The sequence below is a fragment of the Nostoc sp. genome (assembly GCF_036917515.1).
Lineage (GTDB): Bacteria > Cyanobacteriota > Cyanobacteriia > Cyanobacteriales > Nostocaceae > Nostoc.
Map to the genome: position 1 here is coordinate 1 of NZ_JBALDE010000226.1, position 8,263 is coordinate 8,263.

An 8,263-nucleotide genomic window follows, 5' to 3' on the forward strand; every position below is an offset into this window, starting at 1 on the left:
TAGATCATAACTGTAAGGGTTTGCCATACGAATGCAGAAATCAATCACTTCTCTATATATTCTACGTCCTAACTAAGATGGCGACTGCTATAATATTGAGGTAATGTACGAGTGCGTAAGACATACTCATAAATTATTAAAAGTTATATAGCAGATTTCAAATTCTCTAGGATAAGTTACATCAATATGAAGTACAGAAATATCCTTTCTAACATCCAGAAAATATGATTACAGTCCATCAGCAAGAAGTTGTCCAACTACTCAAACAAATCATCGAACCTATCTTAAAAAATGACATCATTAGTTTGGGAATGGTACGAAACTTACGCATAGTTGATGACTATATTTACTTACGTTTATATATTGGTTCTCATCAGCACCAATTACAGCCAGAAATTCAATTATTATTATCATCTCTATCTTGGTGTAAAAAAACTTATATTCAAATTTGTACAATTCCCGGTGTTAAAACAACTCTTGCAGTTTCTAGTGGTAAAGGTGGTGTAGGGAAATCCACAACATCCGTTAATATCGCCGCAGCTTTAAAATTACAAGGTGCAAAAGTAGGACTATTAGATGCTGATGTTTATGGTCCTAATGTTCCCCAGATGTTGGGTTTAGGACAAGCTGATATTCAAGTGATTAATACTCCCACAGGTGATAAGTTTTTACCTCTAGAAGTTCAGGGAATAAAAATAATGTCAGTGGGTTTACTTGCAGAAGCAAATCGTCCTTTGGCATGGCGAGGGCCTGTTTTGCATAAAATTATCACGCAATTTTTGCAAGATGTGGAATGGGGGGAATTAGATTATTTATTGATAGATTTACCTCCTGGTACAGGTGATGCTCAAATTACAATTATCCAAGAAAGCCCAATTTGTGGAGTCATTTTAGTGACAACTCCTCAACAAGTGGCTGTTGCAGATGTACGACGTAATATATATATGTTTCGCCAAGTGGGTGTTCCTGTCCTTGGCATCATTGAAAATATGAGTTATTTAATTTGTGGTGATTGTGGTTCACGCACACCGATTTTTGGTAGTGGTGGCGGCGAACAACTAGCCGCAGAATTACAAGCGCCTCTGTTGGGACAAATTCCCATTGATCCCCGCATTTGTAGCGGTAGTGATACTGGAAATCCGATTGCAATATGCGAATACGCTTCACCAGCAAAGGATGTTTTTACACAAATAGCTACTTCATTAAGTACTACTTTTATGTTACACGATCAAACTACGCAGCTTGACCAAGCTTAGTAGCTTCAGGAACTTCAATTAATTGCCCTGTTTTGACATCATAGATATAGCCATAGATCGGAATTTCATTCGGAACTAATGGATGCAAACGAATCCGTTGGACATCTGTATAGACGCTTTTGGCTTGGTCATCAATAGTCAACCAATTGATAAACTTGCCTTCACCTGATCCCGACGCAGATCCAATATCTGACCAACCTATTTCATCTAGCTTGGCTGTTTTGAGGCTACTAGAAAGTAAATTACTGATGATTTCATTAGTGAAGGTTTCCATCCCGCAATTAGTGTGATGAATTACAAACCATTCACACGTACCAAGTAATTTGTAAGAAATCACTAAAGAGCGAATCGCATCATCGCTAGCATGTCCACCTGCATTACGAATTACATGGGCATCTCCTTCAGCTAGTCCAGCAAATTTAGCTGGGTCAAGTCGAGCGTCCATGCACGTAAGAATTGCAAACCGACGAGATGGGGGTATAGTGAGATTACCTTTATCACCGAATTTATTAGTGTAACTAAGATTAGCTGCTAGAACTTCTTCTACAATTTGGCTCATTTTGAGTTTATGTGGGCGATAAGCCTGACGGCATAGCTAACGCTTACCGTTAGATTAGCAAACCAAAAGTAAATAGACCACAGGTTAGGGACGCAAGGCCTTGCGCCCCTACGAACGGTGTGGTTCAAATACATGAAAACTGCTGTAATTTGTTTTACGCACAGCCGCACAGAGTAGGAGTTTAAGACAAGTTTTGCGATCTATGCGGGGTAAAAGACGAATGTCCTTAGTTCGATGCTTTCTCGTGGGGGGGCGTTGGCTGGGCTAGTAGGGTCTTCAAAGGCTGTATGAGCGGCAAAACGGGCGTGTCCCTCTTCTGCGGAGTCGAAGCATTTGATAAACAGTGCTTCGTCTCTGTGCATTTGTGGGAAGTAGAACCATTTATGTTGGGGGTTATACGTGACTCCGTATGTCTCACCGATGCGATCGCGGTACACTAAATCACCAGCTACAAGGTCTGTTATTGCAATGCTTTGTGCGTCACACACTGCTAGTGGTGACTCTTGAATTGGTTGTGCGATCGCTCGCCAAACATTGATGATGGCAAATCTTTGTTTTAGTAGCGCATCAATATCATCTATGCCCTGCGTTGCTAATTCCAAACGGGCGCGAGTATAGCCTGATTTCGCGGTGAAGTCGTTGTGTACGCGCTTAGCAGGTTCCTTAATATTATTCTCACCTGGCTTGGAGTTACCAGCATTACGAAGGGTGTGGTCGAATATCACTACCTTTGTTGCACCTGTCACCTCTTTTAACAATTGCTCGGCTTCTGGATAGTAGACGCGGCGTACTTCGTCTTCATCGTAAAAGTCGCAGACATTAGTATTATGTCCAGTAAAAGAGAATCCTTCTCTATCTAACGAGATGTTATCTGAGATGGAGCGAGCATTGTAAATTGGCAGTCGATGCGTCTGATATGTTGCGTTCGTGCGAGGAATCCTGGTTGGCGGTTCGTAGGTATAGTTAACAGGTTTTTCTGCCATTGGAATCAGGTAACTGAGGTTAGCCTCTACGGATGGCAGCTCTTGGGAAATCGCTCTGTCTATAACTTGGTTATTTAAGCTCATAGGTCATCCCATTTTGGATTTTGGTTAATTTTTGGTCAATACTCAACAGTTAAAAATTCACTCCCATCACCATACCTTTGTGGCCTATTTTTGTGCTGCACCAACGGGTATCGGTTCACCGAGAACTTTGGCGAATCTTTGCAAATAGAAGTCCACAGGGTTTGCTACCGCTTGAATTGAGGAGCGATCACGTACCAGATTCCACCATGTCTGCAAACGAGGTGTTTCGGCGGGTAGTGTGAATTTACGGAAGTGTTCTAAGAGTGGTAAACGTTCAAACCAAGGATAGAAGCTGATATCAACTAGGCTAAACTGATCTCCTAACAAGTAATCACCTTTGCCTAATCCTTCTTGTTCAATATATAGAAGTGCTTCTGTGAACTCTTTTCGTCCTTGTTCTTGTTCAGTGCTATCTTTACCGCGCAGAAATTTGTTAAAAGCTGGGACAAAGCGAGTATTGGCGTAGTCTATCCAGATGCGAGCGATCGCTTTAGCTGCCAGATCGCGGGGTAATAAAGCTGGTTCGGGAAAAACCTCATCTAGATATTCATTGATGATAGCGGACTCGTAAATTTCAACATCCCCATGTTTGATAGCTGGAACTTTGCCATAGCGCGAAATCTGCGTGTACCCATCTGGTTTATTTTGTAAGTCAATTTCTATCGGGGTGAAGTCAATACCTTTTTCCAGTAAGACGACACGAGTACGTTGAGAGAAGGTAGAGGCTTTGGCGAAGTATAGGTGTATGTTGCTCATGAAATTTTTTCCTTGTAATAATCGTGAATCCAGACTATTAGATTGCACAACTCAACCTAAAGCAATAAAACAGAAGCTGTTCATGAGCGATCGCCCATTATGGATGAAAGAAACCATTCTGTTTTCTGATTAGTGCAGTTAAATAATTGACTGGCAGGTATTTACGTCAGTTAGATGATAATACTACAGTTTATCGGTCGATTTAAAGTACTATAGATAGTATACAGTCTTTCTGAAAATATGCATACCTAATTACTTAGTGCAACTAAATAAATAGCTAGACATACAGCAACTTTGTGAGGTACAGATAATCGTAGGGAACATGGCTGTGCCTCTACCCGTGTACTTCATTTACCTGAAATACACTTTAATCAGGCGTTTGTGCTTTGGGATAGAGGGTATTGCAGTTTGCCCATTCCGGGTAACACCGGGAAAAGTCGCTTGAGGATATTTGTCCATAAATCTACTAACTGTACGGAAGAGAAAATCTCAAGCAGAGAATACGACGCTGTGCGCCTGTTTTTCTAGGACTTTCACGCTCTTGCTAAGTTTATTGTAAAGACCTCTTGATTTTCATCACCGATTGTGAGAGAGTCTGATTTAATATCTACAAAATACTGTAAATCGATAAATTTACCGTATTATATAGCTTGACTGGAAGCAAGCCGTGGTTTTAGCTGTGCTTTAATCCCGGCAACATCCGATCGCACTGATTACAACTACAAAAGTATTAACAGCCATGCGATCAAGGCATCATATCAGCACTGAATGCCGATATTACTGTCAGGAGAATCATATCAAGTTTGGATGATTACTTCTAATAAAATCTATCAATTTAGGTTGGGTTAAACGGCAGTGAAACCTAACATGAACAAGGATCAAATGTTGGCTTCCCGCAGGGGAACCCCCTTCTCGACGAGATGCTGTTCGCATTCGATTCTACGTTCTTCAACCTAACCTATAGATATTATTAAGTGTTTAACCGAACTTGATATCACTCTTATGCAAGTTACCTTCCAGTAAAGTAACTTCAGATATCATCCCAAATCTGGTTCGATTTCCTGTTTCTCTAGAGGTGGGTATTTCGTGTGTGGCTAGTTGTTCTAGTTTTCAGATGCTCATGTATTCACTTATGACTAGATTTTTGCATTATTTTTTCTAGTGGAGAACATCTCATGCAATTAGATCCAAATTCTCATCAAGGTTCCGAACAAGATACTCAGGCTAATAGCGAAATAGATAAACTGAGACAACTCCGTGTAGCTAGCAAATATTTCTAAAGAATTATGCCGAAATTGCTTTCAACGAAGCATAAAGCGCAAAGCCAGAGTGGCTCAACCTCTGGTTTTTATTTCAATCCCACTATTTGCGTGTAGGATTGCCTATTCCCTCTGAATGGATTTTTATATAATTTTTTACTAGTGGAGAGCAACTTAGATGCAAACAGATCCCAATTCTCATCAAGATTCTGAAAAAAATGCTCAGGCTCATAGTGAAATAACAAAAACTAAGCAACCTCAAACTAGCGCAGGTAGTAGAAGATTATTCCTCGGTCGCGGCAGCAGACGTTTATTTCTCGGTCGCGCCGGTTTGTTTAGTGTAGCTAGTGTTGTGGCAGGGGTTTTCAGCTCATCCCTTTCCTTGAAGAAAGGAGGAAATGTTGTCCAGGCCCAAAAACCTCCTGCAACATTTAACTATAGCAACTTTCGTAATAGAGCTTTTCAAGTACGTATAAGAGCAGCCAAGGTTAATTCGGAAGTTCCTATTCCTCCTCATCCCACCAATGGAGATGAGGCGAAGTATGCTAACAAAATTGCGACGGATACACGAGGATTACCCCATAACAAGCTGGGCGAAGTGGATCTGAAGGCTTATCAATCTTTTATTAATGCGTTGAACTCCGATGATCCCGATGAGTATGAAAAAATCATCCTGGGTGGCACACGGAAGCTAGTACAACCGCTCGGTCCATTAGCGGTTAGCTTGAGTGGGCTGAATCCGACTCAATTGACAATTCCAGTGCCACCTACCCTCGATAGTGCAGAGCAGGCGGCTGAATTCCTTGAAATTGCTTGGCAACAACTGTTGCAGGATGTACCCTTTAGCGAGTTCCGCAATAATACAACTAACCCGCTGATTCTGGCAGCAGTTCAGGATCTGAATCGGTTGTCAGCATTCAAAGGGCCTAAACAGAACGGACAGGTTACACCCGAACTCCTATTTCGAGGCACTGCGATTTACGTTAATGCCTCTGGTGGAACGACTTACCACACGTTACCAGGGGTAGATGTAGGACCTTATGTCTCCCAGTTTTTACTGCGTCCTGTGCCCGCAGGAACACAGAGTTATGTTCAGCTTAACCGTGTTCCCCTAGCTATTCCCGAAAACACTTTTCAAACCAACTATAACGAGTGGTTGCTGGTGCAAAATGGTGGCGATCCTGGTCGAACGATTAAATTTGACTCAACGCCTCGTTACTTTATCAACGGGCGCGACCAGTCAGAGATTGCCCACACGCCACCACCCGTCTATACAAATGCTGCTCTAATTCTACTCGCCAAGCCAGTCATTAATGACCTCCTAGCTGGTGGCGTTGGCTCACCTTACAATCCCGGTAATCCTTATAACAACTCGAAGACCCAAGCGAGTGGTTCTGCGACATTTGGTCCAGGGTATTCACAATCTTTAATCGGTTGGGTTAGTCCACATGCAATCAGAGCGGCTTATTGGCAGAAGTACTATGTTCACCGTCGTCTGCGAGCAGAGGCTTATGGTGGGTTAGTTCACAACAATAAGGTGAATAAAACAAACTATCCGATTCACCCCGATGTTTTTAACTCAGAAGCACTTGATCGCTTCTTCAGCAAAAACAAATCCTATCTGCTACCGCAGGCTTTTCCTGAAGGGGCACCATTCCACTCTTCTTATCCAGGAGGCGCTTCGGTAGCGGCAGGTGCCAGTGTGACAATCTTGAAAGCACTATTTGATGAGAGTTATGTGATTCCGAATCCGGTAGTACCCGATCCCAAAGATCCCACTAAGTTGATTCCCTATCAAGGCCCACTGCTGACCGTGGGCGGCGAATTGAATAAACTAGCAGCGAATATTGGCTTGGGTCGTGATAGTGCTGGGATTCACTGGCGCACAGATGCAGCAGCTTCCTTAGCGCTTGGCGAAGCGATCGCAATTAGTATTCTCAGAGATGAGAAGCTAACATTCCGCGAAAAATTTTCAGGTTTCACCTTCACCAAGTTTGATGGTACAAGAATCACAGTTTAAAGCTTTGACTGTTTAGAAAATATAGAGACGCGAACTATCGTGTCTCTACATTTACTCAAATCCTATTTAGTTTCAGAGTTCTACAATGTCTGATCTTCGGAGATTTTACTCTCGATGCCTGCGGCAGGCTGCGCCTACGCGATCTATGTTATTGAGCATAGCAGTAGCGATCGCGTTCTTAATATCTACAACACAAGCACTCAATCCCAAAAATATAGTATCAGCACAAGAAGCATCGCCGGACATAGAACTAGCTAAGAAATTAGGTAAAGAAATTATTGCTGCTTGTCCCATTGTTTCTGATACTAAAAATTTAGCAGCCTTCAACTTGTGCGCTGACAAACTTGCTAAGCTAACAACTCTCCGCGAAACCATGAATGCACCTTTCTTGTGGGGCGCTCAAAGCAAAGTCGGTAATTACAATCTCAAAGATAATCAAACAACTGAATTTGATCCGTTAGTTTGGCGTCGCATATACCTAGCCACTTTTATGTTCAAAGGTGAACCAAAGGTTGAACAGGTAAACAATTTAATTGTGATTCACCTTCCCATTCAGTTCCGCAATCAGCTTGATATTGGTGCTTATCCTTATCCTTTTTGGCACTCATCGAAAAAGTGGAATTCTTACCAGCAAAGTACTGAATTACTTTTGTTTCTAGAACAGAAAAAGCTCAAAGGGGCGCTGCGTTCAGCTGTGGTTGACTCACAAAGACCAGTAGTAAATCATGTATGGGATGGTAAGTGGGTTTGGAATGATGCTCATGGCAAAAAGCAACCTTATGTAACACTATATACCCGTTTGTTTTCTCCATCGAACCCATACCTCGCTAAAGTTGATGCTGCTTATCGTGCATTTGAGGTTAATCTACGTCAACACGCTTGTATTGTTTGCCATAGTCCAGATAACGCAGCTAAACAGAATCCTTTATTAATGCTGAGTTATCCAAATCAAGCGCTCTCCTTACGACACGAAACGGTGCGCCAAATTAAAGAAAAACGAATGCCGCCTCCAGCTGGTATCGTTAACGAGCAAGAGCGACAAAAGCTGCTTGAACTCGCCCAAGCATTTGCCCAAGCAGGCGACCAAGCCCTAGCTTACGAAGGAGAAAAAATAACTTCTTTCAAGTTCATTAAAACAACTGGTGATTGAATCTGATGTGGTGCTGTCAGTGCTAGTTCCTGCTGCCGCCACACAGGCAGCCTCAGAAGTCGCTCAAGCAATAAGCAGCGTTGGTAAAAGCATTCTGGTGTGAATGGCACTAAGAAAAGCTCTAAGCCATGCAGGATAAGTGGTACAGATTTTAAAGCTATTGAACAGTGAAGGTCTTGGTATGGGACAGGCGAAA

6 protein-coding genes are annotated in these 8,263 nt (G+C 42.2%); 3 read left to right on the forward strand and 3 right to left on the reverse strand.

Features of this window, described 5'->3' with window-relative positions; genetic code table 11:
* The first annotated feature begins 224 nt into the window (after positions 1-224).
* Positions 225-1,256, forward strand: a complete 1,032-nt coding sequence (locus V7K89_RS29725) for an Mrp/NBP35 family ATP-binding protein (protein ID WP_335193725.1) — start codon at positions 225-227, stop codon at positions 1,254-1,256.
* Here the strand turns inward: V7K89_RS29725 and V7K89_RS29730 are convergent.
* From V7K89_RS29730 to V7K89_RS29740, 3 genes are all read right to left on the reverse strand, one after another.
* Complete coding sequence (locus V7K89_RS29730; RefSeq protein ID WP_335193727.1) at positions 1,234-1,815, reverse strand: beta-class carbonic anhydrase; 582 nt, start codon at positions 1,813-1,815, stop codon at positions 1,234-1,236. The two genes, V7K89_RS29725 and V7K89_RS29730, sit on opposite strands and share 23 nt — an antisense overlap.
* Positions 1,816-2,015: 200 nt before the next feature.
* Entirely contained in the window at positions 2,016-2,882 is an 867-nt protein-coding gene (locus V7K89_RS29735) for a CmcJ/NvfI family oxidoreductase (protein ID WP_335193729.1), read from the reverse strand.
* 84 nt (positions 2,883-2,966) lie between these two features.
* Positions 2,967-3,638, reverse strand: a complete 672-nt coding sequence (locus V7K89_RS29740) for a glutathione S-transferase family protein (RefSeq protein WP_335193731.1) — start codon at positions 3,636-3,638, stop codon at positions 2,967-2,969.
* A 1,437-nt stretch (positions 3,639-5,075) separates the two neighbouring features.
* Between V7K89_RS29740 and V7K89_RS29745 the strand changes: the two genes are divergently transcribed.
* Together V7K89_RS29745 and V7K89_RS29750 are read left to right on the forward strand one after the other, a co-directional pair.
* A complete protein-coding gene (locus V7K89_RS29745) occupies positions 5,076-6,917 on the forward strand; it encodes a vanadium-dependent haloperoxidase (RefSeq protein ID WP_335193733.1) in 1,842 nt (613 codons plus the stop codon).
* Positions 6,918-7,002: 85 nt separating this feature from the next.
* Complete coding sequence (locus V7K89_RS29750) at positions 7,003-8,067, forward strand: hypothetical protein (protein ID WP_335193735.1); 1,065 nt, start codon at positions 7,003-7,005, stop codon at positions 8,065-8,067.
* The last annotated feature ends 196 nt before the right edge of the window (positions 8,068-8,263 follow it).

Coding starts and splice junctions, on each gene's coding strand:
- V7K89_RS29730 (WP_335193727.1), bottom strand. CDS start 1,815: ATGAGCCAAATTGTAGAAGAAGTTCTAGCAGCTAATCTTAGTTACACT.
- V7K89_RS29740 (WP_335193731.1), bottom strand. CDS start 3,638: ATGAGCAACATACACCTATACTTCGCCAAAGCCTCTACCTTCTCTCAA.
- V7K89_RS29750 (WP_335193735.1), top strand. CDS start 7,003: ATGTCTGATCTTCGGAGATTTTACTCTCGATGCCTGCGGCAGGCTGCG.
- V7K89_RS29735 (WP_335193729.1), bottom strand. CDS start 2,882: ATGAGCTTAAATAACCAAGTTATAGACAGAGCGATTTCCCAAGAGCTG.
- V7K89_RS29725 (WP_335193725.1), top strand. CDS start 225: ATGATTACAGTCCATCAGCAAGAAGTTGTCCAACTACTCAAACAAATC.
- V7K89_RS29745 (WP_335193733.1), top strand. CDS start 5,076: ATGCAAACAGATCCCAATTCTCATCAAGATTCTGAAAAAAATGCTCAG.